Consider the following 25,965-nt stretch of genomic DNA (forward strand, 5'->3'; position numbering starts at 1 on the left):
TTGACGGATGGAACGTCGTGAACTTGCCCGCATTCTGAAGGCGGCCAGAGCACGGCTCACTCCCGAAGACGTCGGTCTGCGTTCTGGGCCGAGGCGTCGCGTCGTCGGGCTGCGGCGAGAGGAAGTCGCCCAGATCGCAGGAGTGAGCGTTGACTATGTCGTGCGCCTCGAGCAGGCGCGGGGATCACACCCGTCAACGCAGGTCCTGAGCGCCCTCACACGGGCGCTCAAACTCGAAGACGATGAGCGAGACCAGGTGTTTCGCCTTGCGGACAGCGCGCCTCCACCGGCGGGCAGGATCACGATGACGATCCGAGAGAGCATTCTGAGGCTGCTCAGCCGGCTGAACGACCTGCCGGCACTTGTCATTTCTGCGAAAGGTGACGTGCTGGCGCAGAACGCGATGGCAGTTGAGCTGCTCGGCGATGCCAATCGCTTTCCCGAGGGCCAGCGGAATATTTTCTGGCAGCGGTTTCTCGGTGAGAGCGATCAACGCGTGGGAGCGGGCCCACACGAAGACGCGTTGACAACGCAGCAGGCCGTCGGTTTGCTCCGCAGCGCGCTCTCTCGGTTTCCGCATGATCCTGGCCTGCGAGAGCTGATTGATGAGCTCCTTGCGGGAAGCGAAGCGTTCTGGACTCGGTGGGAGGACGGGACATCGACCGTGCGCCGTTCCATGTACAAGACCGTGCGCCACCCCGAGCACGGCACACTCGTCTTGGATTGCGACACACTCGTGGTCCCCGACGCGGAGCAGTCGATGATCGTCTTCTCTGCCGCAGACGGATCGTTCGAGGCGGAAGCTCTCGCCGGCATCCGTGCAACTGCGACAGTTTCTGCGCGGGTCCCGAGCGTGTGAGCCAGCCAAAAGGCACACGGCGCACGGTGACCGTCGAGTGCTGCCGAGGTCATTCCAAACCGAGCCGCCGTCTCACTGCGCCCCACTCGTGTGAGACGTGAGTGCCGTGAGACCCAATCGGCACTACCCCTGAGAGCCGGTGAACCATAGGCTGGCGGTATGACACTGCATGAGCCTCTCGGCGTGGCCGTCGCCCAGTTCGCGCCGACTCCCGATGTTGACGCCAACCTGGCGACGATCCGCTCGTTCTCGGTCCGCGCGGCAGAGCGCGGAGCATCCATTGTGGTGTTTCCCGAGTACTCGAGCTATTTCGTCAACCCTATGGATGACTCGTTCGCGCGTCACGCTCAGAGCCTTGATGGGCCGTTCGTCCGCACGCTTGAAGCGCTCGCCGGCGAGCTCGGGGTGCACATCGTTGCGGGGCTAGTCGAGTCCACAGACGACCCGCGCCGCTTCTCGAACACCGCGGTCGCTGTTGGCCCCGAGGAAGAGACCGTCGCCGTCTACCGCAAGCAGCATCTGTACGATGCATTCGGGCAGAAAGAGAGCGATTGGGTCGTCGCGGGCGAACTCGACGAGCCCCAGACCTTCGAGGTGGGCGGGCTCATGGTCGGCATGCAGACCTGCTACGACCTCCGGTTCCCCGAGGTCACACGTCGAATCGTGGATGCTGGCGCCGAGGTCGTTCTCGTGCCCGCCGAGTGGGTACGCGGCCCGCTCAAGGAGCACCACTGGCGGACGCTGCTGACGGCCCGCGCGATCGAGAACACCGTGTATGTGGCCGGTGCTGATCATCCGCCGTCGATCGGGGCGGGAAACAGCATGGTTGTTGACCCTTCGGGAGTGCCGCTCGCAACGCTCGGAACCCAGTCCGACGTCGCTGTCGCGTTTGTGTCGCGTGCCGTGCTGACCGAGACGCGGGCGGTGAATCCCTCGCTGCAGCTTCGCCGGTACGGGATCGTCCCGACGACGGGCGAGTGACAGGGCGTCAGCGAGACAGCGCGGCGAGCTGATGGGCCGCCCGCTGGAGCAGGTCGGCATGCTTGCAGAATGCAAAGCGAACGAGGGTGCGATACGCGTCTTTGTGCTGCGACGACGCGAATGCCGAGACCGGAACGGCGATCACACCGGCACGCTCGGGCAGCACGCGACAGAACTCGATGGCATCATCGAAGCCAAGCGGCGCGACGTCGGCGACGGTGAAGTAGGTTCCGGCTGACTGCGCGATCGCGAATCCCGCTGCGGTGAGCCCGTCGTTCAGGAGCAGGCGCCGACGGTCGAGGTCCTCGGCAAGACCGGCGAAGAACGCGTCGTCGCTGCGCAGCCCTGCCGCGATTGCGGGTTGAAACGGTGCGCCATTCGAGTAGCTCAGATACTGCTTCACCGTGAGTATTCTGCTCACAAGATCAGCGGATGCTGTCAGCCAGCCAATCTTCCACCCCGTCGTGCTGAAGGTTTTACCGCCGGACGAGATCGTGACCGTGCGCTCCGCAGCGACCGGCTGTGCGGCAATGGGAGTGTGCCGTGCGCCGAACGTGAGGTGCTCGTACACCTCATCGGTCACGATGATCGCGTCGTGCTTCTCGGCGAGCTCGGCGATGATCGCGAGAGTGTCGGAATCAAACACGGTCCCCGTCGGATTGTGCGGGGTGTTCACCAGGATGATGCGCGTGCGATCCGTGACCGCACGAGTGAGCGCATCGTGATCGGGCTGGAAGTCCGGCCAGAGGAGCGGAACTGTTGTGTGGATACCACCTGCGAGGGCGATCAGCGCCCCATAGGCGTCATAGTACGGCTCGAAGGTCAGCACTTCGTCTCCCGGCTCGACGAGCGCCAGAATCGTCGCAGCGAGAGCCTCCGTCGCTCCCGCCGTGACCAGGACGTCAGTGACGGGATCGACGGTGAGATTGTAAAAGCGTGCCTGATGCTCGCTGATGGCGTGCCGCAGATCAGGAATCCCCCGTCCGGGCGGGTACTGATTGGCGCCGGAGGCGATCGCGTCCCGCGCCACCTCAAGCACATGCGCCGGCCCGTCCTGATCCGGAAACCCCTGCCCCAGGTTGATCGCTCCGGTCTGGGCGGCGAGAGCCGTCATCTCGGCGAAAATCGTCTCCGCGAGTGTGCCGTCGTCCGCGAGCAGACCGGCTCCGGCCGCTGCTTTCTGCCATCCACCGTGATCACGCATGCCCCCAGGGTATCCGCCCGGTCGTTCCTGCGCGGATTCGTGTCGTCTGGCAGGGAGTACTCCGATTCGGCAGGTTGGCAGTCACTTTTCGGAGAACGGTCAGTCGCCTGTATTAGCCTGCCGATAGCACTCTCACAGAGTGGTCGCAGATTCGACATAGCTCCGTCATAGGCGCAGCACGCGGGATCGATAGCTTCGGGTCACACACTGGTGATGTCTGGAAGGAACTCAGCATGAACGACAACGATTCCACCACCCCTACGGGCCCCGGGCCCGACGAGGCCGGGCGTCACAACGGCACACCGCACGATCAGAGTGCTTCGCAGGACCACAAGGCTACCGAGGGCCAGGGCCTCCCGGCGGGCCAGGGCGCACCTCAGCGCAACCACACGCACGGGGAATGGCAGGGCACCACGCTGAACTCGCAGCAAGGCACCCCGCACGGCGAGCAGGCAGTTCCACGCGCCGAGGACAGCCGAACGGCCGATGCCAGTGCTCCGGGCGCCGGGTTCGATGCCGCCCAGCTCCCTCCGAAGCCTGATCTGCCGCACGCCTGGTCCGCACCCGCGCCAGCGTACGCGCAGCCCACGGCTCAGCAGCACGCTCCGTATGGCGCGGGCGCGCCCAACGCATTTGGGATTCCCCAGCAGCCGCCAGCATTCGACCAGCAGCCTCCATACCCCGGCGGCACCGGTGATCACGAAGGCAGTCCGCACGGAGCCCATCGGGCGCCAGGTGCGCCTGAGAAGCCGGTGAAAAGGAAGAAGACGGGAACGCGGATGCTCGTCGCAGGCCTCGTGATTGGGGCGCTCGTCGGTGGCGCATCGGGAGCGGGCACGTTCTCGATCATCGACAGCGCGCAGCAGGGCAACGAAGTGACGAATTCGTCCCCGAACTCGTCTGTGACGATCAACAACAACAAAGAGGTCACCGAGACGACGGCCATCGCGGCCAAGGCGGCTCCCAGCGTCGTCACGATCGCGGTGCGCGGAACACAGACGGCGGGCAGCGGATCAGGCATCGTCCTCAGCAAGGACGGCTACATCCTGACGAACAACCATGTCGTCACGCTCGACGGCGAGTCGTCGCATCCGGATATTCAGGTGACCGATGACGCCGGAAACATTTATACAGCGAAGGTGGTGGGCACAGACCCCGTATACGACCTCGCCGTGATCAAGCTCGAGGGCGCGTCGGACATGACGCCGATGACGTTCGGCGATTCATCGAACGTCAACGTCGGTGACGCGGCGGTCGCGATCGGTGCTCCGCTTGGCTTGAGCGGCACGGTCACCGACGGCATCATCAGCGCTCTGAACCGCAGCATCACCGTTGCGTCGTCCGCCGTTCCGGAAGATCCGGACAATGGCTCAGACAAGGACGCCCCGTTCGAGTTCGGTCAGCCGGACGAGAAAAAGGGTTCATCGAACGGCGGATATGTCTCTCTCGCTGTGATTCAGACAGATGCTGCGATCAATCCCGGAAACTCCGGGGGAGCACTCGTTGATGACAACGGTGAGCTGATCGGCGTCAACGTTGCGATCGCCAGCGCGGGGTCGAGTTCCGAGGAAGGTTCACAGTCGGGCAGTATCGGCGTCGGGTTTGCCATCCCGGCAAACATCGCGAAGCGCATTGCCGACGAGATCATCGAGAACGGCACGGCCACACACGGGCTCCTTGGAGCGGCGGTGACGAGCGCAGTGAGTGATCCGAATGCGAAGGTCGCCGGCGCGCTGATCAAAGACATCACCGGGGGAGGAGCGGCAGATGAAGCTGGACTCCGTGCGGGAGACGTCGTGACCAAGTACGGCGACATCACCATCAGCAATGACACCGACCTCGTCGCCCAAGTCAAGGCGAGCGCCGCAGGTAGTGACGTCGTGATCACATACGTGCGAAACGGTAAGACGTATACCGCCGATGTGACCCTCGGAAAGCTGGCCGAGTAACCGTCGATCGAAGACGCCCATGCTCGCTGAGCATGGGCGTCTTCGCTGTATCTGAGCCGCTGCTGATAAGCTCAGTCCGGTCCAACTTCGAGTGGAGAACATGGGAACATCAGCGTCAGAGATGCCCTCGTCGGGCATTCTGCCTGGCGTGTCGTACGTCATGCCCGTGCTGAACGACGTCACTCATGTGCGGGCGGCCGTTGACAGCCTTCTCGGTCAGGACTATCAGGGGCAGTTCGACGTTGCTATCGCCGTAGGACCCTCCATCGACGGCACGAACGAGCTCGTTGAGTCGTTGTCCCGTGCGGACTCACGCGTGCGCGTGGTCGAGAATCCGGTGGGATCCACTCCGGCAGGGCTCAACATCGCGATCCGCGCGACGGAGCACCCCATCATCGTGCGCGTGGACGCGCACTCCGTGCTTCCGCCCGAATACACACGCATCGCCGTGGAGACGATGTTGCGCACCGGTGCGGGGAACGTCGGCGGAATCATGGATGCACAGGGGACAACGCCCTTCGAGGAAGCCGTGGCTGCCGCGTACGGCTCTCGTGTCGGACTGGGCGGTACTCCGCATCACGTCGGCGGGAATGAGGGTCCCGCAGACACCGTGTACCTCGGCGTGTTCCGTCGTGAGGTGCTGCAACAAGTCGGACTCTTCGACGAACGCATCAAACGCGGTCAGGACTGGGAGCTCAACAGGCGAATTCGGCAGAACGGGCACACCGTCTGGTTCACGCCGGAGCTGCGCGTCGTCTACCGGCCGCGACCGACTCTGTCGCGACTGGCGCGCCAGTTCTTCTCCACGGGTATGTGGCGCGGCGAACTCAGCAGGCGCTTCCCCGTGCGCGGCACGCTGCGGTACTTCATCCCGCCGCTCATGGTGATCGGCGTCGCATTGGGATCGCTCCTCGGAATCGCCGGAATCGTACAGGGAAGTCTCGGCGCCTTCCCGTGGCTTCTGTTCGCGTTCGTCGTACCCGTCATCTACCTGCTCACGATCGTGGGAGCGTCCGTCGTGCTCCCCGGTGTTCGCTCTCTTGCGGTGCGCCGCTGGCTCATTGTGGTGCTTCCGTGCATACACTTCTGTTGGGGAGTGGGATTCATCCCCGGCTTCCTCCTGCTCGCCAGCAACATCGCCGCCCAGAAGTATGAGAAGGGTGGGGACACCCGTGTCACTCCCGAATGACGAACGCCCCCGTCGTCCACGGACGATCGCCGAGCTGCGCGCCGTTGCCCAGCCGGACGAAGTTCGTTCCCGCAAGAACGCCGAGCACTGGACAGCATCCCTCTACCTGCGGAACCTGTCGCCATACGTGACGTGGCTGCTGCTGCGCACACCGATCAGCGCGAACGGCGTCACGGGGCTCATGATCCTGAGTGGCTGGGCTGTCGCAGCATCCCTGCTCATTCCCGGGTTCGGAGGGGCCGCTCTCGCACTCGTGATGTGCCAGGTGCAGATGCTCGTCGACTGCTGCGATGGCGAGGTCGCACGGTGGCGCAAGACGTCCTCACCGGCCGGAGCATTTCTGGATGCTGTCGGACACTATACGACCGAGGCGCTGATCCCGATCGCACTCGCCATCCGCGCCGCAGGCTACCCGTTCACGCCCGACGGCGACTATCTCTGGACGACTCTCGGCCTGGCGCTCTCGCTCGTTCTCGTGATGAACAAGGCGCTCAACGACATGGTGCGCGTGGCGCGCGCCAACTTCGGAGCCCCCAAACTGACGTACTCTGACGACGAGATGGCTCCGTCAGGGGGAATTCTCGCGCGCCTTCGGCGCCTGGCGAAGGTGGTCCCGCTGCACCGAATCTTCCACTCGGTGGAGATGACGATGGTGATTTTTGCGGCATCCGTTGTCGGACTGTTCATCGGGGACCAGCTTGCGATGCGCTCGGTCCTGGTGATCTTGCTCGTCGTCGCCGTACTCACTCTCATCGGTCATTTCCTCGCGATCATGGCGTCCAAGCGTGTCCGCAGCTGAGCCACCCGGTCCGCGCGTCGGGGTGGTCGTCCTGACCCAGGGCACACGCTCGCACGAGCTTGCCGAGGGAATCCGCTCCGTTCAGGCGCAGAGACACGTCACGACCGACATCGTCGTGGTGGGCAACGGCTGGCAACCATCCGGGCTTCCCGAGGACGTGCGTGGCCTCGGCCTCGATGAGAACCTCGGAATTCCTGCGGGGCGCAATCGCGGTGCCGCCGTCGTATCGGGCGAATACATCTTCTTTCTCGATGATGATGCGACGCTGCCGAGCGAGACGTTCCTGGCGGACGCTATTGCGCTGATGGTTGCCGATCCCAAGATCGGGCTCGTCCAGCCCCGGCTGGAAGACGCGACGGACGGTAGCGCACCGCGCCGTTGGATTCCGCGCATTCGCAAGGGGGACCGGACGCGGTCGAGCAATATTTTTTCGTGCCTCGAAGCAGTCATCGTTATGCCCCGAGCGGTCTTCGATGCGTGCGGGGGCTGGGGAGACGCGTACTTCTACGCTCATGAAGGGATCGAACTCGCCTGGCGGGTGTGGGATCAGGGTAAGAGAGCATGGTACGCGGGCGAGCTTGTCGCCAATCATCCGTACGTCCACCCCACGCGCCACGAAGACTACTATCGGCTCAATGCGCGTAATCGGGTGTGGCTCGCACGGCGCAACCTCCCGTTCGTGCTTCAGCCGATCTACGTGGCGGCATGGACGGGCATCACGCTTCTGCGGTGGTGGCGCACCCCCTCCGTGCTCGCAATCTGGTTCTCCGGCTGGCGCGACGGCTGGCGCGATGACCCGGGCCCCCGGTCGCGGATGCGGTGGCGCACCGTGTTCCGCATGGCCCGAGCAGGACGCCCACCGGTCATCTGATGTGCTCCAAGCTAAACGTTATCTGGTGTCGATACGGTGAAGCACGATGAACATGATCGGTGACACCCGCAAAGCTTTGCAGCTGGGTAAAAAACTCGTCGATAACCGTCGGGCGCATATGCTCCTGCGGCAGAAGGTGCGCTCTCAGCCGCCGCTGCAGCCGGAGCGGTTCAAGATTGCCGTGTACTTCGCAGACGAAGCTGTGAATATGTACCAGATCCGCCAGTGGTACCAGCCACTCATCGAACTGGCGAAGACCTGGCCGGTGCTCATCCTGAGCAGGGGCTCGACAGCAGCTATCCAGCTCTTCGACGAATCGCCTCTGCCCGTGACGTATGTGCGCACCGTCGCCGATCTTGAGAAGACCGTGGCGAGGCAAGACATCCGCATCGTCTTCTACGTGAATCAGAACGCCAAGAACTTCCAGATGTTCCGATACGGACAGCGTTGGCACGTGTTCATCAATCACGGCGAGAGCGACAAGATGTACATGACGACGAACCAGTTCAAGGCGTACGACTACAGCCTGATCGCCGGTGACGCCGCACGGTCACGGCTTGAGCGTGTGCTGTGGGACTACGACTTCGACAAGCGCGCCATTCCCATCGGGCGACCTCAGGCCGATCATTTCTCTGGGGATCTTCCCTACACCCCGGACGATCGTATCGTCGTGCTGTATGCGCCGACGTGGGAGGGCGACCGTGCCGCCGCGGCTTACGGCTCCATCGCGAGCCACGGCGTCGGTCTCGTGCGTGCTCTGCTGGCGACGGGACGCCACCGCGTGATCTATCGCCCACATCCACGATCGGGCGTCGTGAACAATCTGTACGGACAGGCTAATCGCGAGATCATCGGCATGCTGGCCGCCGCGAACAAGTCGGATCCGTCTGCACAGCACGTGTATGACGACGGGTCTGAGATTGGGTGGCAGATCGCCGCGGCCGATGTCGCGATCACCGATATTTCGGCCATGATCTACGATCGTCTGGCGACGGGGAAGCCCCTTCTCGTCACCCGACCCGTCAGCAAACGAGCGAAGATCGACGACGGAGGCTACCTGTCCGCGTGTGAATGGCTCGAGATGGACGACGTTGCCGAGATCACCGAGCAGATTGATCGTGTGCTTCACGACCCGGAAACCGTTGAGCGCATTGCCTCCTGGGCGCAGTACTACTTCGGTGACACCCGACCCGGGCGCGCAACCGAGCGGTTCCACGCCGCAGTGAAGCACCTCATGGCTGAATGGGACGTTCACGCTCGTCTGCACGAGCCCGAGATGTCACAGGGCCTCGCGGAATCACCGCACTGACACGCGGAACGGGCGTTCGTGACGCTTTTCAGCGCTCCACCATCTCGAATTCCGAGGGGACAAGCATGAGCGGTGCGGGCGTGAAGGCGCTCCGCGAGCCGCGGACGACCTCTCGCCCGGCGATGTGGTTACCCACTCCGCCGATGACGGCCCCAACGCCGAAAGGCACGACCTTGCCGATCATCGTGGTTCCCTTCGTCGTCGCGAATCTCTTGAGGAATCGTTTGGTGAGCTCATCGGCGACGGGGCGAACGGCTGACTGTGGCAGATTCGACGTGATCAACTCACCCCAGAACGCCGAGCGTGGCCTGGCCGTTTTGAGGATCTCCCCGGAAAATTGTCGCAGAAGATCCTTGCCTGCACCGCCGAGCATCATGGTGACGACAAGGGCACGCGCACGATCGGGATCGGTGACCGGCAGCCCGTGAACCTCGGCAACCGATTGCGCGAAGAGAGCCGAAGATTCGAGAAACCCCACAGTTTCCGCGCCCGCTATCGCCAGTGCGGCACCGGTCCCGACAGCGGGAATCGCCGCAGTCGTGCCGACAGCGGCTCCGCCAGCTGTCACGGCCGTCAGATAGCGCCGCTCCAGCACTCGGAGCAGCTGGATCCCCGTCAGCGTCGGGTTTCGTCGGCGGATCCCACGCAGGTGAGCAACGACGACCGGACGCTGCACTGAAAGCACCTTGTCGAGCGCAGATGCCCATGCGGGGAGCGCAGACAACGTCTCGTTCTCCTGACCCGAAATCGTCGCGGGTGAGACGATCTCGGGCATCGGCAGTGGTTTGCGTGTCGCCATGTCGCCTCCTGGATGTGTTGTCGACAGTGTTTCGCGTCGATCTGGGTGCGACCTGCGAATCAGCTGTTGTGATCGGCGTTGTATTTGTCGAGAACGTCATCGATCGTCGAATCGAGAACGAGGGAGCCCTTATCCAGGTACAGCCCACGTGTGCAGAAGCGCCGCAGGTCACGCTCGTTGTGCGAGACAAAGAACAGTGTCCGTCCACCCGCGAGCATTTCGTCAATGCGCCTGTAGCACTTCTCTCGGAATGCTTTGTCACCGACGGCGAGAACCTCGTCCACCAGCATGATCGGTTCATCAAGCTGCGCGATGACGGCGAACGCGATGCGCACTTTCATCCCGCTGGACAGATGCTTGTACGGGGTGTCGACGAAATCAGGGATCTCGGCGAAGTCGATGATCTCGTCGAACCGGGCCTCAATCTCGTGTCGGCTCATGCCGTGCAGGCCGGCGGTGAGGTAGACGTTGTCACGAACGGTCAGATCGTTGACAAAACCACCCGTGATCTCAATGAGCGGGGCGACGCCTTCCGAGACTGTCACCGAACCCTCGTCGGGCAGGAGGACGCCAGCGACGAGCTTGAGGAGCGTGGACTTGCCTTGACCGTTCCGGCCGACCACGCCGATCGCGTCTCCACGCTTCACCTCGAACGAGACGTCCCGCAGCGCCCAGAATTCCCCGGGGCGTGACCGACGCTGTTTGCCGGCGAAGAGGTCCTTGAAATTGCGGCGCCCTCGTCGATTTCGACGAAACCGCACGCCAAGGCTGTCGACCGAGATCACGGATGCTGTCATCACAGCTCCTTCAGAACGCTGCGTTCGGAGCGGCGGAAGAGAGCCGCGCCGAGGGCAAGGAGGACGAGGGAGACCAGCGCTGAAGTTCCGACGGCGAACCAATTCAGCTGATCGGGGAAGAAGGCTGACCGATAGATTCCCATGATGCCCGCCAGCGGGTTGAACGAGGCGAGTGGCTGAATGCTGTCGGGCAGGTCTGAGAGCCCATAGATGATGGGTGACGCGTAGAACATGAATCGCAGAATGAGTTTTGTTGCGCGCTCCAGGTCGCGAAAGAACACCACGGCGGGCGCGATGATCAGCCCGAGCGCCATGACGAGAATTGCCTGCAACAGGATGCCGAGGGGGAAGAGAAGCGCGTACCACGAGAGCGGGGCGTTGTAGATGAGGGCGAAGATTGCGAGAACGGGGATCGCCGCGATGAATTCGATGCCCTTGGAGAGAACGAGCCTGTTGACCCAGATGCTGCGCGGAATGGATGTTGAGCGTACAAGCTTCGCGTCTTTGAGGAACGCCCGCGTGCTGTCAGAGACGGTGCCCGTGAACCACATCCACGGCAGTAGCCCTGCTAGAAGAAAGACGATGTAGGGCTGCTCGCCGACGCGGTCGCCCCTGTCGAAGACGACGGTGAACACGAACCAGTAGATCCCAGCCATGACGAGCGGGTCAATAATCGACCAGACATAGCCGAGGGCGCTTGTCGAGTAGCGCACCCGAAGGTCACGCTTCGTCAGCAGCCATAACGCACTGCGGTAACGGGCTGCCCCCGTTCGTTTACGGCCGGGACTTGCTGCTGATGTCACAGGCTCCAACATAATGCCAAAAAGATGCCGACACGTGCATCACACGTGCCGGCATCGAAAGCGGAACCTCAGACGAAGAGATTTGCCTGCTCAAGATCTTCGGCAAAATCGACCTCAACAGCGTACAGATCCGAGATGTCCATCGGCTCGACGAGGACGCTGTCGTTCGCGATGGCAAGCTCAAGACCCCGCTCGAAGTAGTCCTGGTCATCCACGCGCTGCAGCTGCCTGATGAACTTCACCTTGTCTGCGCGCGAGATGTAGTTGATCCCGACTGCCTCGCCCAGAGCTCCGTTCTTGATCGTCTTCGAGAGCTCCTTGATGTAGCCTTCGGCGCTTGTCGTGTACTTGACCTCTTCGTCAGAGACCCTCGACGTGTTGACCGTCACGAATGACTGGTCGCGGGCCACGAGTTCGGAGGCGCGCTCGAGAATCGATGGGTCGAAGACCACATCGCCGTTCATCCACAGGACGCCACCCGCGGAGGACGCCTTGAGCGCGCGAAGGAGGCTCTTTGACGTGTTCGTCTGGTCGTACTGCTCGTTGTAGACGAAGTTCGCGTCTGGGAAAGCCTCGATGATGTGCTCAAGCTTGTACCCGACAACGATCGATACCTTGACGTTCTTGCCGAAGGCGTGGTGGATGTTGTCGAACTGCTGCTGCATGATGGTCCGACCATCGTTCAGCTCAGTCAGTGGTTTGGGGAGAGAGCGCCCGAGCCGGCTGCCCATCCCCGCAGCTAGAATGACGACCTGTGTGGTCATGGTGGCTCCTCACGTTGCGATATGAGCCGAACTGCCGCGGGAATTTCCCCGGCCGTTACGTTCTCTTGGCTCATCGGTAAATGCTGTGACACCCCTTTATGCCAGTTTTCACGTTAGCGGACGACCCTGGCGAAAAAATCGAGGTGGTGTGCTTGTTGCGGATTCGTAACAACACACTCGGTGTTCTCTCAGGCAGTAATCCATCGAAATAGTCCTCTCGGATGAGGTGCTTGTCAGGTCGACTTGGTAGATTTCATGGGTGACTTCTGCGCCTTCGCCATTGCCCGATGAGACGCCGTCCGCGAATTCTGCAGAGAAGAATGCAGAGTCCGATGAGACGGCGTCCTTGACCGCGTCGCAGGACAACGAGGAGACGGACCAGGACGCCACGCGTTCGGAGAGGAACCTCGACGATCACGGTGAGAGTTCCACGGGCGCTACCAGCAGCCGGTCGACGGTCGCCGAAGCTCCGGTGAAGCGAGCTCCTGTCTCGGGCACGTCGTCCTCCGGGGGCGCCGCAGCTCCGCGTGGGGCGAAGAAATCGCCTCACTCCGGTGGGCGGAAAGCCTCACCGAGTTCGACCCGACCGACGACGAGCACATCGTCCACGTCGGCATCTCAGAAGACGTCGGCGAAGAGGCCCTCCGCACCGTCGAAGGTGACAGGCGACGGGGCATCGAATCCCGAAACGAGCTCGACTGCATCGGCGGGCACCTCTTCTGAGCGTGACGCGGGCGCGAGTATTTCGGGCGCAAAGTCCGGCGTGAAGAAGGCTGCCTCGGCACAGGGGGCTGTAGCGAAGAGCAGCGCGACGAAGGGTGCAGCGCCGAAGGGCAGTGCGGCGAAGAGCACCGCAGCGAAGAGTACCGCGACGAAGGGTGCAGCGCCGAAGAGCCCCGCAGCAAAGAGCACGGCGACGAAGGGCAGCGCGACGAACGGCGCAGCACCGAAGGGCAGCGCGGCGAAGAGTACCGCGACGAAGAGTGCCGCGGCAAAGAACACGGCGACGAAGAGTGCCGCGGCAAAGAACACGGCGACGAAGAGTGCCGCGGCAAAGAACACGGCGACGAAGAGTGCCGCGGCAAAGAGCACGACGGCGAAAAGCACGACGAGCAAGAGCACAACCAGCAAGGGCACGGCGCGCAAGAGCACGACAGCCAAAGGCGCTGCGGGAAAGAAAGCGGAGACTCCGAGTTCCGCTCAAACGTCGGTAGCACCGAAGGCAACGAAGACGAAGGCCCCGACATCTGCGGCCCCGGCGAAGACGACGGCATCAAAGAAGACAACGCCGAAGAAGGCAACACCCGCGACAGCGAAGACCACGAAGCCTGCGGCTTCAACGCAAACCTCAGCATCCTTAGATGACGAGTCGTCAGCGAATGCGCCAACAAACGCGGCCCAGACGTCGGCGCCGAAACAGGACAGCCACGCAGGCACACCCGAGACGAAACCCACCACGGCACAACGGACAGCGGCATCAGCCACAGAAACGGCGGCCGAACCCGACAAGCAGCAGGCCACCGATTCCTCGGCAGCGGCGAACACCGCCACAACAGCTGAGACAGCGGCTGCCGCTGCGGCATCCCCCAACGAAACTCGCGAGGATTCGGAGGAGCCGGTCGCTGCGCGCGACACGCTGGGTTCGCCGGATGACATCACCGCAGATTTTCCAGCGGCTGACGCACCACAACCGAGCGGCACAGATAACGCGGGAACTCCCGATACGCCAGAAGACCAGGCCAATGCCCGTCAGAAGCCCACAGGTTCCCCCACGAGAACATCGGATTCGCAGGCAGCCTCTGATCAGAAGTCCGCTGCGGTTCCGCACCTTGCGGCATCCTCGGTTGTTGCTGACGCTGCGCGTGCCGCTGCACAGCGCTCTGCGGCCGAACAGGTGAAAGCACCTCGCGAAGTGACGGATCCCGACGATGACTCGACGCCGATGGTTGTCGACGGCGATTTCCCAGACGGTGATTCCGCCGAACTCACCAGTTCACATGGCGTTGACACGAACGATGAGCCGAACCCAGTGAAGACGTGGCTCCGTGCCACATGGTCGCGAACACGACAGGGCATCGCCAGCCAGCGTGAGAAGCTCGCCGTCCGGGCAGCGGAACGGGCCAGCGCACGCGACGCGGCGAAGGAAGCACGCGCAACGGAAGCTGCGGAGAAGCGCGCGCGTGCCGAGGAAGAGGCTCGGCAGGGCCCGACTCCTTCTGACACGAACGCGCCATCAGAGGCACAGGGGGCCGTCACTCTGAGCGGGGTGAGCAAGAGCTTCGGAGACACCGTTGCTGTGGCATCCGTCGATCTCGACATCCCCTCGGGATCTTTCTATGGAATCGTCGGGCCCAACGGGGCAGGAAAGACCACAACTCTGTCGATGATCACAGGCCTTCTCCGTCCTGACTCCGGCACTATTACGGTGGGCGGGACAAACGTGTGGGATGACCCGGCGACGTCGAAGCGCATGATGGGAACGCTGCCCGACCGGATGCGACTGTTCGACCGGCTGACCGGTGCGCAGCTCCTCTATTATTCGGGAGTGCTTCGCGGCCTCGACAACGTGACAGTTCGTGCCCGTGTGAAGAGCCTGACGCGCGCATTCGGGCTCGAGGATGCTGTCGGGCGATTGGTCTCCGATTACTCCGCGGGCATGTCGAAGAAGATCGCTCTTGCCTGCGCCCTGATCCACTCACCGCGCGTTCTCGTGCTCGACGAGCCGTTTGAATCCGTCGACCCGGTTTCGGCGGCGAGCATCACGGAGATTCTGCAGAAGTACGTCGAGAATGGCGGAACCGTCATCCTCTCGAGCCACGGCATGGATTTCATCGAGCGCGTCTGCGACAACGTGGCGATCATCGTTGGCGGTGAGCTGCTGGCACAAGGCACGATCGACGACGTCCGCGATGGCGGCACCCTGGAAGAGCGCTTCATCTCACTTGTCGGTGGACGCAAGGCGACGGAGGACCTTGAATGGTTGCACAGCTTCTCCGACTGAGGCTGGAGCTCGCGTTCGGACCGCTTCGAGCACGCCCGGGGCGCATCATCGGCTGGGTGCTGCTCGTCGCCGTCGTCGCAGCCGCGACATGGGCGCTCGCGAACGGTCTCGTCGGGTTGACGACGGCCGGCGCGGCGAATGTTCGAGATCTTCTCGTCGTCACCGGGTCGTTCGTGGTTCTCGGGTTTCTTCTCGTGCCGTCGATGCTCGGCGTGACGGATCCCATGGATCCGCGGACGTTCGCCCCTTATGGCATCCGCAGCGCGGTGCTCGCACCGGGGACGCTGCTTGCCAGCCTGTTGAGCCTGCCCAGCTTGGTTGTGGTCGTGCTCTGCGCAACGACAGTCGTGACGTGGAGTCGATCGCCGTTCGCCACCGTGATCGCCGTCATCAGTGCTGTCCTCGCCATCGCAACCTGCGTTGTGGCCGGGCGTATTGCCGAGCACATCGCAAGTGGAGCTCTGGTGACCCGCAAATCGCGCGAACTGCGCGTCGTCTTCCTGCTGCTGACGCTCGTTCTCATCGCGCCCGCGATCATCTTCGCCCTCGGCATCGACTGGAGTGCCGGCTCGGGAATGAGCGAGTTCAGCCGCGCCGCCGAGGTCGTCAGCTGGACACCCTTCGGCGCGGTGTGGGCTGCCCCCGGCGCGGCAGCGCTCGGCCACACGGCCGCGGCGTGGGGAAAGCTCGCCGTCGCTGCGGGGACCGTCGCCGTGCTGTATCTCCTCTGGTGGGCGCTCGTCGCACGAGCATTGCGCACACCTCCGCGTGTGATCCCCGAAGGCGGCTTCGGCAGTCTCGGATGGTTCGATGTCATGCCGGCGAAAGCAACGAGCGCGATCGCTGCGCGCAGCCTAAGCTATTGGGGGCGGGACGCGCGCTATATCGTGTCCATTCTGATCATCCCGATCTTGCCTTTCCTGCTCATACCGCCCCTGCTCATCGCCGGTGTTCCCGCGGAGCCGCTCGCGCTCCTGCCGTTGCCGTTCATGTCGCTCTTTCTCGGATGGTCCCTGCACAACGACCTTGCGTTCGATGCGAGCGCCGTTTGGCTGCATGTGGCGTCGGGCGTGAGAGGATACGCCGACCGGCTCGGGCGCACCGGCCCCACACTGCTCATCGGCGTGCCCATTGTCGTAATCGGCTCGATGATCTCTATCGCCTTCTACGGCGACTGGTCAGTTCTACCCAGCATGTTCGGTGTGTCAGCCTGCCTCCTCCTCTGCGGGCTGGGCGTGTCGAGTTACGTGTCGACAGTGTTCCCGTACCCGGCCGCAGCGCCAGGAGACAGCGCGTTTCAGCAGCCACAGTTCAGCGGATCGCGCGGCGGCGTCAGCCAGACACTTGGCCTGGCCATCCCCGTGATCCTGGCAGTCCCAACGCTCTATTTCGCGTGGCAGGGGCTCAACGGCGTCGAGGGTGCAACCATGCTGTCGCTCCTTGTCGGCCTCGGCAGCGGGGTTCTCGTCTTCGCCCTCGGCATCTGGCTCGGTGGTCGCGCTTTCGACCGCCGCGGCCCGGAGATCATCGAGTTCGTTACCTCCCACTGACCGATCCACTCGAACGGTCTAGAATGTGACTATGAACGTTCAGGTGCGCACAGAGGACCCTCTGTCGACGGGAGGCTCGACCTCCGTGCTCGACCGTGAGCTCGAAGAGCTCATCGAGAAAGAGACGATCGATCCCGGCGACCACGAGCGGTTCTCACACTATGTGAAGAAAGATAAGATCCTCGAGTCCGCGATGACGGGCAAGCCCGTGCGGGCACTCTGCGGGAAGAAGTGGACTCCCGGTCGTGACCCCGAGAAGTTCCCGGTCTGCCCGGAGTGCAAGAAGGTATACGAGCGGCTCCGCGACAAGTAGCGACGGAGAATCGTCACTCGACGAACGTCGTCGGCAGAGCCGGATCACCGCGGCCCAGCCGAAACGCATCGGCGGGAAGCTCAGCACGAACATCCGCATGGTGTGCACGCGCGGCGTGAGTGCCGTCTGAGCCGATGTGTTGCTGATTGATCTCACCCGCTGCGATCAGCGGATGGAGAAGCGGGCGCTCGGTGGCCGGAATCGCCTGGGCGTCCTCCGGCCCGAGGCCGAGATACACCTTCTCCTGCCGGGCAATGCCGTTCTCGTCGCGCACGCGCGTGGCGAACTTGCGCCCGCCGACTGATCGTTTCCCCGCCGACGCCTTTGCGACAGGTACCCACGAGCCGCCGTCACCCTGCCGGGCGACGAGCTTGTACACGAGCCCCGCGGCGGGCGATCCGGAACCGGTGACGAGAGACGTTCCGACACCATAGGAATCGACCGGGGCGGATTGAAGCGTCGCGATCGCATACTCGTCAAGATCGCTCGTGACCGTGATCTTCGTCGCGTGCGCCCCGAGGCGATCCAGCTGACGGCGCACGTCGACGACGAGTGTCGGCAGATCGCCGGAATCGAGCCTGATCGCTCCCAGATCCGGGCCAGCCACGCGAATCGCGGTCTCGACGCCCTGAGCAATGTCATAGGTGTCGACAAGCAGTGTCGTTCCCGTTCCGGACGACGCGATCTGCGCCCGGAACGCCTCCTCCTCGTTCTCGTGGAGCAGCGTGAACGCGTGAGCGGCCGTGCCCATCGTCGGGATTCCCCACGTGCGCCCGGCTTCGAGATTGCTCGTCGCGTCGAAGCCTGCGATGTATGCGGCGCGGGCCGCGGCGATGGCGGCATCCTCATGCGTGCGCCGCGAACCCATCTCGGCGAGCGGACGACCCGATGCGGCGGTCACCATGCGAGTTGCGGCAGCTGCCACCGCCGAGTCGTAATTCAGGATGCTGAGAATCAGCGTCTCGAGAAGCACACCCTCGCCGAACGAGGACTCGACAATGAGGATCGGTGACTCCGGGAAATATGCTTCACCGTCTGCGTACCCCCAGACATCGCCCGTGAACCGGTAATCGGCCAGCCATTCGATCGTCGATGGATTCACGATCTCATGGGAGGAGAGCCACTCCAGTTCGGCATCGTCGAAGCGGAAATCGCGGATGCGTTCAAGAACACGCCCGATCCCCGCGACGACGCCATAACGACGAGCGCCGGGAAGGCGGCGCCCAAAGGCCTCGAACATGCACGGCGTGTCGGCCGTTCCGCGAGCGATCGCCGCCTCAAGCATGGTGAGCTCGTAGCGGTCTGTGCGCAATGCCGTCGACGTGTCCACGCCTCAAGCCTAATGGCGAGGCCGCTAGGCTTGAGGTGTGACTGATGCACCGATTGGGATATTCGACTCGGGGGTCGGCGGGCTGACCGTCGCACGGGCGATCCAAGACCAGCTTCCCAACGAATCGGTGCTCTACGTCGGCGACACGGCACATTCGCCGTACGGGCCCAAACCCATCGCTGACGTCCGGCGATTCGCACTCGATGTGCTCGACGATCTCGTCGCGCAAGGAGTGAAAATGATCGTCATCGCCTGCAACACGGCATCATCGGCGATGCTGCGGGATGCTCGTGAGCGATACTCCGTGCCCGTGATCGAAGTGATCCAACCTGCCGTGCGCACGGCGGTGACGACGACGCGCAATCACCGAGTCGGGGTCATCGGCACCGAGGGCACGATCAATTCCCGTGCGTACCACGACGCCTTTGCCGCAGCTCCGGACCTCGAGATCGTCGCGCGGGCGTGCCCGAGATTCGTGGAATTCGTGGAGGCCGGCGTCACGACGGGCGCTGAGGTGCTTGACGTCGCCGAGGACTACCTGAGCCCGCTGCGCCGCGCGGGAATCGACACGCTCGTGCTCGGATGCACCCACTATCCGTTCCTCAGGGGCGTGATCTCGTATGTCATGGGCCCGGAGGTCACTTTGGTCTCGAGTGATACCGAGACCGCGAACGACGTGTACCGTACGCTCATCGACCGGGGGATCGCCCGGACAGCATCCGCGCCGCCGGCGCATCATTACGAAGCCACGGGGCAAAGCGCCGACGAGTTCCTCGAACTCGCGCACCGACTGATTGGGCACGAGATCTCGTCTGTCAATCTTGTGCAGACGGGCGCAATCGACCTTGCCTCACTGCACGCAGCACTCAAAGAAGGAGACCATACGTGACAACACGCAAAGACGGACGCACTCCCGATCAGCTTCGGCCAATCACGATCGAGCGCGGCTGGAGCGAGCAGGCCGAAGGCTCGGCGCTGATCTCGTTCGGCAAGACGAAGGTGCTCTGCACCGCGTCGTTCACTCCCGGCGTGCCGCGCTGGCTGAGCGGCAAGGGCAAAGGCTGGGTGACCGCGGAATATGCGATGTTGCCGCGCGCGACCAATGAGCGCTCAAGCCGCGAATCCGTCAAAGGAAAGATCGGCGGCCGCACGCACGAGATCTCGCGCCTGATCGGACGCAGCCTGCGCGCCGTCGTCGACATGAAGGCGTTGGGGGAGAACACAATCGTGATCGACTGCGACGTGCTGCAGGCCGATGGCGGAACGCGCACTGCCGCGATCACCGGTGCATACGTCGCACTCGTCGATGCGATGGAATGGGCGCGCGGCAAAGGGCACATTGGCAAGAACTCAGTGCCCCTCATCGACAGCGTGTCTGCGGTCTCCGTCGGGATCATCGACGGCGAGCCGATGCTCGACCTTCCATACGTCGAGGACGTGCGAGCGGAGACAGACATGAACGTCGTCGTCACCGGGCGCGGGCTCTTCGTCGAAGTGCAGGGCACCGCAGAGGGTGCACCGTTTGATCGCGGTGAGTTGGACGCTCTTCTCGACCTGGCGACCGCTGGGGCGCAGGAACTCAGCGGGTTCCAGCGCGAAGCCCTCGAGCGCGCATGACACTCGATGTCGTGCTCGCGAGCCACAACGCGCACAAGATCACGGAATTTCAGAAGATTCTCGGTCGCGACGTCCCCGACATCGCCATCGAACCTTACGACGGACCGGAACCTATAGAAGACGGCGTGAGCTTCGATGAGAACGCGCTGATCAAGGCCCGGGCCGCGGCGGCTCACACTGGACGGATCGCCCTCGCCGATGACAGCGGCATCAGTGTCGACATCATGGGCGGAGCACCGGGGATCTTCTCGGCGCGGTGGTCGGGTACGCGGAAGGATGACGAGAACCGGCGGCTGCTGCTCGCGCAGCTCGCGGACATCGGCGATGCGCATCGTGCTGCAACATTCCACTGCGCAATCGCCATCGTCGATCCGAAAAGCGGGTTGGAGCAGGTCGCCCGGGGGGAGTGGCCGGGGCGCGTAGCCCACCACGAGAGCGGCGATCACGGCTTCGGCTATGACCCGATCTTCGTCCCGGAGGGATACACGGTCAGTTCCGCTGAACTCGCCCCGGACGAGAAGAACGAGATCTCGCACCGGGCTCGTGCCTTCCGCGCTGCCGTGCCGATTCTTCAGGCACTGTGAACCGCTTCGCGTCGGGCGCGGATTGGTAATGAGAATGGCCATCATTCCTATCTGCGAGACACGCTGGAGAACCGCGAGCGAACCTGCCTAACGTGGAGGCATGGCCCACGATCACTCTCACGGAACGACGAACCGGAAACGGCTCATCGTCGTCATCGTTTTGGTCTCGGCAACGCTGGTTGCCGAGGTGGTCGGAGGCATATTCACCGGCTCGCTTGCCCTGCTCGCGGACGCGGGACACATGTTCTCCGACCTCACCGGGCTCATCATCGCGCTGATCGCGATCGGCATCGCCGCTCGTCCGGCCACGGATCGGCACACCTGGGGCTTCCAGAGGACCGAGGTTCTCGCTGCTCTTCTCAACGGACTGATCCTCACTGTCGTCGCGGTCACCGTCGCCCTGGAAGGGATTCAGCGGCTCATCGAGCCTGACCCCGGCCAAGTCGATGGGCTGCCTGTACTCCTTGTCGCGCTCGTCGGACTCGTCGTCAATGCGATCTCGCTGGCGCTCCTGCGAGACGGCGCGCAGCGATCGATCAACATGAAGGGCGCCTACCTCGAGGTCTTCGGCGACCTTCTCGGGTCTGTCCTCGTCGCAGGCGCAGCGATCGTGATCATGACGACGGGCTTCGTCGAAGCTGATGCGATCGCGTCGCTGCTCATCGCCGCCGGCATCCTTCCCCGTGCCGGGATCCTGCTGCGTGACGTGTGGCGGGTCCTCAATGAGTCCACACCGGTGGGCACTGACGTCGAGTTGATCCGCGATCACGTGCGGGCGGCGCCGGGTGTCATCGACGTCCACGATGTTCATGTGTGGTCGATCACGTCGGGAGCGTCGGTGTTCTCGGCCCACGTCATTGTGACGCAGGAAGTGTTTGCGCAGGGGCGCGTCGCCGGTCTTCTCGATGAGCTCGGCTCGTGCCTTGCCGAGCACTTCGACGTCGAGCATTCGACATTCCAGCTCGAGCCCGCCACCCGCACAGTGAGTGAAGACACCACGCACGCGTGACGCAGCGGTGTCAGCGCCGAGGCTTGTCGACCATGCACTGGTCCTGCTGAGACTCGGCTGCCGCTGCAGCATCCGGATGAGTCTCTCGGCGAGTCGCGAGTGCGTTCTTTGCCTTGCGCCGGGCCGACAGATAGTGCCAGACGGAGGGCACGACCGTCAGCACAACAGCCGCCACAAGGATCAGGTCGATGTAGTCGCGCACAAAATCGGCGATGGGCGGAACATAACTCAGGAAGTATCCGGCGAACACAATGCCGCCGCTCCAGATCATCGCGCCGATGAAGTTGTACAGGCTGTACCGGCGGTAGTCCATGTGGGCGACACCCGCCGCGACGGGAGCGAACGTGCGCACCACCGGTACGAAGCGGGCGGCGACCACCGCGAAGGGGCCGAAACGTTCGAAGAACGCATTGGTGCGATTCACGTTCTCGGCGCTGAATAGGCCAGATTCTTTGCGCTCGAATACCTTCGGCCCGCCGCGGTTGCCGATCAGATAGCCGACCTCACCGCCGAGGAATGCGGCAGCGCCGATGAACAGGGCGACCCACCACACATCGAAGCCGAGTCCGGGGGTGAATGACAGCAGCCCGGCCATCAGCAGGAGCGTGTCGCCGGGGAGGAGGAATCCGACGAGAAGACCGGTTTCAGCAAAGACGATGAGGCACACGACAAGCACCGCCCATGGACCCGCGGTCGTGATGATCAGCTCAGGATCGAGCCACGGGATGAGACCGGCGTGCATCATCAGGTGTGCTCCCTACGGATGGGGTTCGACAGGGCGATAGCCCGCGTGCGGAAGGTGGGACTTGAACCCACACGCTCGAAAGCACAGGAACCTAAATCCTGCGTGTCTGCCAATTTCACCACTCCCGCGTACGACCCAGTTTATTGACTTTCTCTTGTACACAGACTGTGAGATCCCTCCGATCATCCGGGCCCGCGCGAGACTGTGGATAACTTTCACGTCGGTCTCGCGTTTTCGGCATGATGGCGGCATGACGACGAGCGCAGTGGACATCATCGCTGAGGCTGTCCGCGAGCGCGTACGACGTGAGGGAACCGACCTCGCGAACCACGCTGAGCTCACCGAACGCTACGTCTCGGACGAGCTGCGACGCTACTCTGAACAGGCACTTGCCGGAACCGGGCAGCTGATCGACGATGAGCGGGCCGCCGCACGTCAGATCATCGCGACACTGACGGGGCTCGGTCCGCTGCAGGCGTTTCTTGACGATCCAGAGATCGAAGAGATCTGGATTAACAGCCCCACGCGCGTCTTCGTGGCCCGAGGAGGAGACCCCGAGCTCACCGATGTCATGCTGACCGAAACCGGCGTTCGAGACCTCGTCGAGCGGATGCTGCAGGCCACGGGAAGGCGCGTTGATGTCAGCTCGCCCTTCGTTGACGCCTCCCTCGACGATGGGTCTCGTCTTCACGTCGTGATTCCGGATGTGACGCGTCGGCACATGGCCGTGAACATTCGCAAATTCACGCATCGCATTCGCACACTCGAGGATCTCGTTGCCCGGGAGGCCCTGTCTGAGGAGGCCTCGGAGTTCCTGTCGACAAGCGTGCGCGCCGGCTGCAACATCCTGGTGTCGGGTGCGACGCAGGCAGGCAAGACGACGCTGCTCGGCGCGCTGCTGAACGCGGTGTCGCAGTCAGAGCGCATCATCACGGTTGAAGAGACCTTCGAGCTCGACGTCACAGCGGCGGATGCTGTCGGCCTGCAGTGTCGCCAGCCGAGCCTCGAGGGAACGGGAGAGATCACACTGCGCCGCCTCATCAAGGAATCGCTCCGCATGCGCCCCGACAGGATCGTCGTGGGTGAGGTACGCGAGGCAGAGAGCCTCGATCTGCTCATCGCTCTGAATTCCGGTGTTCCGGGCGCGTGCACCGTGCACGCCAACTCGGCGACGGACGCGCTGCGAAAACTCTGCCTGCTCCCTCTCCTCGCCGGGGCGAACATCGACAGCGCCTTCGTCGTGCCGACAGTGGCCTCGTGTGTCGATCTCGTCGTCCACTGCGCTCGCGATGCCGCGGGCGTGCGACGGATCGTCGAAATCGCGGCTCCAACGGGACGTTCGCACGACGGGCAGCTCGAGGCAACGACGATCTACCGGCGGACGGCACACGGTCTTGGCGCGACCGGAGCCATCCCTGAACAGACCGACAAATATGTGGCGGCGGGAATCGACGTCGCCGAGCTCGTGACTAGGGGAGCATCATGATCGCTCTGGGGCTCGGCCTAATCCTGGGCATGGGCGGGGCGCTCATCGTGATCGCCGCGGCATTTCCCGATACCGTTCTTGTACGCCCAAGCACAGGCGAGCACGCTCTCGGGCACGAGCTGCGGTCGCGTCTGTCTCTTGCCGGCCTGAATTCTGTGCCCGTGCCGGTCTTCTTTGTGGTGTCGATTCTGCTCGGCGCGCTGGCCGGCGGTGCCGTTCAGGCGTGGTTCGGCATCATCATCCTGACGGTCTTGGCCGGTACGGTCGGGCTTCTCGCTCCGGTCACCATCGTGACGTGGCGGGCACGGGCGACGCGGCGAGCACATCGGATGCTGTGGCCGGACGTCGTCGATCATCTGGTCTCGTCTATTCGCGCAGGAACCGCCCTTCCCGATGCACTCGCTCAGCTTGCCGAAGCCGGTCCGGAGTCACTCCGAGGGTCTTTCCGCTCCTTCGCGCATGACTACCGCACCTCCGCGTCTTTCACTGGTGCGCTTGATCGTCTCAAGCAAGATCTCGGAGACCCCGTTGCCGACCGCATCATCGAGACGCTGAAGATGGCGCGCGAGGTCGGAGGCACAGAGCTTCCGGGAGTGCTCCGCAGCCTCTCGGCAGCTATTCGCGAAGACTCGGGGATCCGCTCCGAGGTCGATGCCCGGCAATCGTGGGTGCGCAACGCCGCCAAGCTCGGGGTCGCGGCGCCCTGGCTGATTCTGTTCCTTCTCGCCTCCCGGCCCGAGGCCGCGGCCGCCTATAATTCGCCGATCGGAGTCACGGTAATCGTCGCCGGCGCCGTGGTGTCTGTGGTTGCGTATCGATTCATGCTCGCGCTCGGTCGCCTTCCCGAAGAGCGGAGGTGGTTCCGGTGACCGGTCTTGCCGTCGTACTCGGCTGCATGCTCGGAGTGGGGCTCTGGTCCGTCGCGGCCGTTGTTCCTCGTGTGGGCGCGCGTCGACTGTCGGAGAGGATCGCACCGTACCTGCTCGACGTTTCTGAGGAGGCACGGCAGCTGACGGAGCGACGGGTCTCGGACCCTCTTCCCGTGCTCGGGCGGTTGCTCTCACCCGTGGTCGGCCGCGCGGTGCGCGCGCTTTCTGCGCTTCTGGGCGGCAACGTGTCTGTCGAGAAGTGGTTGGCCCAGGCTGGGTGGTCTTTGAACGTGCAGCAGTTCCGCGTGCGCCAAGTGCTGCTGGGAGGAGCCGGAATTGTCGCCGGTTCAGCACTCGGCGTTGTCTTTGCTCAGAACGGTCGTCCGATGGCAGGCGTCGCCATGCCATTCGCGGTTGCCGCTGCAGCCGTCGTCGGATGCGACGTGTACCTGCGTCGTCGCGCAGCATCCCGTGTCACCCGCATCAGTGAGGAGGTCCCGACGGTTCTGGAGTTCCTCAGCCTGTCGCTCTCTGCCGGGGAGGGCATCGTCGATGCTCTGCGGCGGATCGCGCGAATCGGATCGGGGGAGTTGAGCGTTGAGGTGAGGCTCACTCTCGTCGACATATCGGCGGGCGTCCCGGTCGCCGTCGCCCTGACTCGCTGCGCGGCACGGGTCGGCTCCCCATCGCTCACGCGCGCCGTGGAACAGATGCGTGCGGCGATGGAACACGGATCTCCGATCGCCCAGGTGCTGAGGGCTCAGGCGCAGGACGCCCGCGACGATCTCAAACGATCGCTTCTCGAAGCAGCCGGGCGCAAGGAAGTCGCGATGCTTGTACCGCTTGTGCTGCTGATTCTGCCGCTGTCCATCGCCTTCGCCCTCTTGCCGGGCATTTTTGTTCTGCGCGCCGGATTCTAACATCGATGACCATCGGAGAAAGTGAGAGGAAAAATGAAGACGCTGAGACGTCGGCTGCTCGACGTGCCTGACCTGGCAGATGACACGGGCGATGTTCCCGGGTGGGTGTTGATCACGCTCATGACAGCTGGGCTCGTGATCCTGATCTGGGGGCTTGCCGGCCCCGCGCTGAGTGCGATCTTCGAGCAGGCCATCGCCAAGGTCACAGGAATGTGAC

27 protein-coding genes and 1 tRNA gene are annotated in these 25,965 nt (G+C 63.6%); 18 read left to right on the forward strand and 10 right to left on the reverse strand.

The window, feature by feature from the left end:
• Positions 1 to 7 precede the first annotated feature (7 nt).
• Both OK352_RS07610 and OK352_RS07615 read left to right on the forward strand, forming a co-directional pair.
• A complete protein-coding gene (locus OK352_RS07610; RefSeq protein WP_265140869.1) occupies positions 8 to 859 on the forward strand; it encodes a helix-turn-helix transcriptional regulator in 852 nt (283 codons plus the stop codon).
• Positions 860 to 1,018: 159 nt separating this feature from the next.
• Complete coding sequence (locus OK352_RS07615) at positions 1,019 to 1,840, forward strand: carbon-nitrogen hydrolase family protein (RefSeq protein ID WP_265140870.1); 822 nt, start codon at positions 1,019 to 1,021, stop codon at positions 1,838 to 1,840.
• 7 nt (positions 1,841 to 1,847) lie between these two features.
• On the opposite strand, the gene OK352_RS07620 is transcribed toward OK352_RS07615, so the two are convergent.
• Entirely contained in the window at positions 1,848 to 3,044 is a 1,197-nt protein-coding gene (locus OK352_RS07620) for an aminotransferase class I/II-fold pyridoxal phosphate-dependent enzyme (RefSeq protein ID WP_265140871.1), read from the reverse strand.
• A gap of 233 nt (positions 3,045 to 3,277) precedes the next feature.
• On the opposite strand from OK352_RS07620, the gene OK352_RS07625 reads away from it, so the two are divergent.
• From OK352_RS07625 to OK352_RS07645, 5 genes are all read left to right on the forward strand, one after another.
• The gene (locus OK352_RS07625; protein WP_265140872.1) at positions 3,278 to 4,993 is read left to right on the forward strand and encodes a S1C family serine protease; all 1,716 of its coding nucleotides are present in this window, start codon (positions 3,278 to 3,280) and stop codon (positions 4,991 to 4,993) included.
• A 100-nt stretch (positions 4,994 to 5,093) separates the two neighbouring features.
• Positions 5,094 to 6,182: a glycosyltransferase family 2 protein gene (locus OK352_RS07630; RefSeq protein WP_265140873.1), complete on the forward strand. Its 1,089-nt coding sequence runs from the start codon at positions 5,094 to 5,096 to the stop codon at positions 6,180 to 6,182.
• On the forward strand, positions 6,166 to 6,981 hold the full coding sequence (locus tag OK352_RS07635) for a CDP-alcohol phosphatidyltransferase family protein (RefSeq protein ID WP_265140874.1): 816 nt from the start codon (positions 6,166 to 6,168) through the stop codon (positions 6,979 to 6,981). The genes OK352_RS07630 and OK352_RS07635 overlap by 17 nt, the downstream gene beginning before the upstream one ends.
• Positions 6,968 to 7,852: a glycosyltransferase family 2 protein gene (locus OK352_RS07640; protein ID WP_265140875.1), complete on the forward strand. Its 885-nt coding sequence runs from the start codon at positions 6,968 to 6,970 to the stop codon at positions 7,850 to 7,852. Before OK352_RS07635 ends, OK352_RS07640 begins: the two co-directional genes overlap by 14 nt.
• Positions 7,853 to 7,898: 46 nt before the next feature.
• The gene (locus tag OK352_RS07645) at positions 7,899 to 9,161 is read left to right on the forward strand and encodes a CDP-glycerol glycerophosphotransferase family protein (RefSeq protein ID WP_265140876.1); all 1,263 of its coding nucleotides are present in this window, start codon (positions 7,899 to 7,901) and stop codon (positions 9,159 to 9,161) included.
• Positions 9,162 to 9,189: 28 nt separating this feature from the next.
• On the opposite strand, the gene OK352_RS07650 is transcribed toward OK352_RS07645, so the two are convergent.
• From OK352_RS07650 to OK352_RS07675, 6 genes are all read right to left on the reverse strand, one after another.
• Positions 9,190 to 9,960, reverse strand: coding sequence for a hypothetical protein (locus tag OK352_RS07650; protein WP_265140877.1), 771 nt, complete (start codon positions 9,958 to 9,960; stop codon positions 9,190 to 9,192).
• Between the two features lie 59 nt (positions 9,961 to 10,019).
• Positions 10,020 to 10,757, reverse strand: a complete 738-nt coding sequence (locus tag OK352_RS07655) for an ABC transporter ATP-binding protein (RefSeq protein ID WP_265140878.1) — start codon at positions 10,755 to 10,757, stop codon at positions 10,020 to 10,022.
• Positions 10,757 to 11,560, reverse strand: a complete 804-nt coding sequence (locus tag OK352_RS07660; protein WP_265140879.1) for an ABC transporter permease — start codon at positions 11,558 to 11,560, stop codon at positions 10,757 to 10,759. The genes OK352_RS07655 and OK352_RS07660 overlap by 1 nt, the downstream gene beginning before the upstream one ends.
• Before the next feature lie 68 nt (positions 11,561 to 11,628).
• Positions 11,629 to 12,324: a phosphocholine cytidylyltransferase family protein gene (locus OK352_RS07665; RefSeq protein ID WP_265140880.1), complete on the reverse strand. Its 696-nt coding sequence runs from the start codon at positions 12,322 to 12,324 to the stop codon at positions 11,629 to 11,631.
• 618 nt (positions 12,325 to 12,942) lie between these two features.
• Positions 12,943 to 13,485: a hypothetical protein gene (locus tag OK352_RS07670; RefSeq protein ID WP_265140881.1), complete on the reverse strand. Its 543-nt coding sequence runs from the start codon at positions 13,483 to 13,485 to the stop codon at positions 12,943 to 12,945.
• Positions 13,486 to 13,524: 39 nt separating this feature from the next.
• Entirely contained in the window at positions 13,525 to 13,980 is a 456-nt protein-coding gene (locus OK352_RS07675) for a hypothetical protein (protein ID WP_265140882.1), read from the reverse strand.
• 256 nt (positions 13,981 to 14,236) lie between these two features.
• Between OK352_RS07675 and OK352_RS07680 the strand changes: the two genes are divergently transcribed.
• From OK352_RS07680 to OK352_RS07690, 3 genes are read left to right on the forward strand one after another with little or no spacing between them, the layout of a single operon-like run.
• On the forward strand, positions 14,237 to 15,325 hold the full coding sequence (locus OK352_RS07680; protein WP_265140883.1) for an ATP-binding cassette domain-containing protein: 1,089 nt from the start codon (positions 14,237 to 14,239) through the stop codon (positions 15,323 to 15,325).
• Positions 15,301 to 16,875 carry a hypothetical protein gene (locus OK352_RS07685; protein WP_265140884.1) on the forward strand — a complete coding sequence of 525 codons (1,575 nt, stop codon included), beginning with the start codon at positions 15,301 to 15,303 and terminating at the stop codon, positions 16,873 to 16,875. The genes OK352_RS07680 and OK352_RS07685 overlap by 25 nt, the downstream gene beginning before the upstream one ends.
• 31 nt (positions 16,876 to 16,906) lie before the next feature.
• The gene (locus OK352_RS07690) at positions 16,907 to 17,188 is read left to right on the forward strand and encodes a DUF3039 domain-containing protein (RefSeq protein WP_265140885.1); all 282 of its coding nucleotides are present in this window, start codon (positions 16,907 to 16,909) and stop codon (positions 17,186 to 17,188) included.
• A gap of 13 nt (positions 17,189 to 17,201) precedes the next feature.
• On the opposite strand, the gene OK352_RS07695 is transcribed toward OK352_RS07690, so the two are convergent.
• Positions 17,202 to 18,518, reverse strand: coding sequence for a nicotinate phosphoribosyltransferase (locus OK352_RS07695; RefSeq protein ID WP_265140886.1), 1,317 nt, complete (start codon positions 18,516 to 18,518; stop codon positions 17,202 to 17,204).
• A gap of 37 nt (positions 18,519 to 18,555) precedes the next feature.
• Between OK352_RS07695 and murI the strand changes: the two genes are divergently transcribed.
• The 4 genes from murI to OK352_RS07715 all read left to right on the forward strand — a co-directional run bounded on the left by murI (position 18,556) and on the right by OK352_RS07715 (position 21,728).
• Positions 18,556 to 19,407, forward strand: coding sequence for a glutamate racemase (murI, locus tag OK352_RS07700; RefSeq protein ID WP_265140887.1), 852 nt, complete (start codon positions 18,556 to 18,558; stop codon positions 19,405 to 19,407).
• Positions 19,404 to 20,135 (forward strand): ribonuclease PH, encoded by a 732-nt coding sequence (gene rph / locus OK352_RS07705; protein ID WP_265140888.1) that lies wholly within the window; start codon positions 19,404 to 19,406, stop codon positions 20,133 to 20,135. Before murI ends, rph begins: the two co-directional genes overlap by 4 nt.
• Entirely contained in the window at positions 20,132 to 20,719 is a 588-nt protein-coding gene (gene rdgB, locus OK352_RS07710; protein ID WP_265140889.1) for an RdgB/HAM1 family non-canonical purine NTP pyrophosphatase, read from the forward strand. Before rph ends, rdgB begins: the two co-directional genes overlap by 4 nt.
• Positions 20,720 to 20,819: 100 nt before the next feature.
• A complete protein-coding gene (locus tag OK352_RS07715) occupies positions 20,820 to 21,728 on the forward strand; it encodes a cation diffusion facilitator family transporter (protein ID WP_265140890.1) in 909 nt (302 codons plus the stop codon).
• Positions 21,729 to 21,738: 10 nt separating this feature from the next.
• Here the strand turns inward: OK352_RS07715 and OK352_RS07720 are convergent, their stop codons facing one another.
• Together OK352_RS07720 and OK352_RS07725 are read right to left on the reverse strand one after the other, a co-directional pair.
• Positions 21,739 to 22,470 (reverse strand): DedA family protein, encoded by a 732-nt coding sequence (locus tag OK352_RS07720; protein WP_265140975.1) that lies wholly within the window; start codon positions 22,468 to 22,470, stop codon positions 21,739 to 21,741.
• 49 nt (positions 22,471 to 22,519) lie between these two features.
• Positions 22,520 to 22,601 (reverse strand) — tRNA-Leu (locus OK352_RS07725).
• A gap of 122 nt (positions 22,602 to 22,723) precedes the next feature.
• Between OK352_RS07725 and OK352_RS07730 the strand changes: the two genes are divergently transcribed.
• From OK352_RS07730 to OK352_RS07745, 4 genes are read left to right on the forward strand one after another with little or no spacing between them, the layout of a single operon-like run.
• Entirely contained in the window at positions 22,724 to 23,959 is a 1,236-nt protein-coding gene (locus tag OK352_RS07730; protein ID WP_265140891.1) for a TadA family conjugal transfer-associated ATPase, read from the forward strand.
• On the forward strand, positions 23,956 to 24,828 hold the full coding sequence (locus OK352_RS07735; RefSeq protein WP_306387785.1) for a type II secretion system F family protein: 873 nt from the start codon (positions 23,956 to 23,958) through the stop codon (positions 24,826 to 24,828). Before OK352_RS07730 ends, OK352_RS07735 begins: the two co-directional genes overlap by 4 nt.
• Positions 24,825 to 25,748 (forward strand): type II secretion system F family protein, encoded by a 924-nt coding sequence (locus OK352_RS07740; protein WP_265140892.1) that lies wholly within the window; start codon positions 24,825 to 24,827, stop codon positions 25,746 to 25,748. Before OK352_RS07735 ends, OK352_RS07740 begins: the two co-directional genes overlap by 4 nt.
• Positions 25,749 to 25,781: 33 nt before the next feature.
• Entirely contained in the window at positions 25,782 to 25,964 is a 183-nt protein-coding gene (locus tag OK352_RS07745; protein ID WP_265140893.1) for a hypothetical protein, read from the forward strand.
• Position 25,965: the final 1 nt, after the last annotated feature.

Origin of the sequence: Microbacterium sp. MPKO10 (genome assembly GCF_026107415.2) — a bacterium.
Lineage (GTDB): Bacteria > Actinomycetota > Actinomycetes > Actinomycetales > Microbacteriaceae > Paramicrobacterium.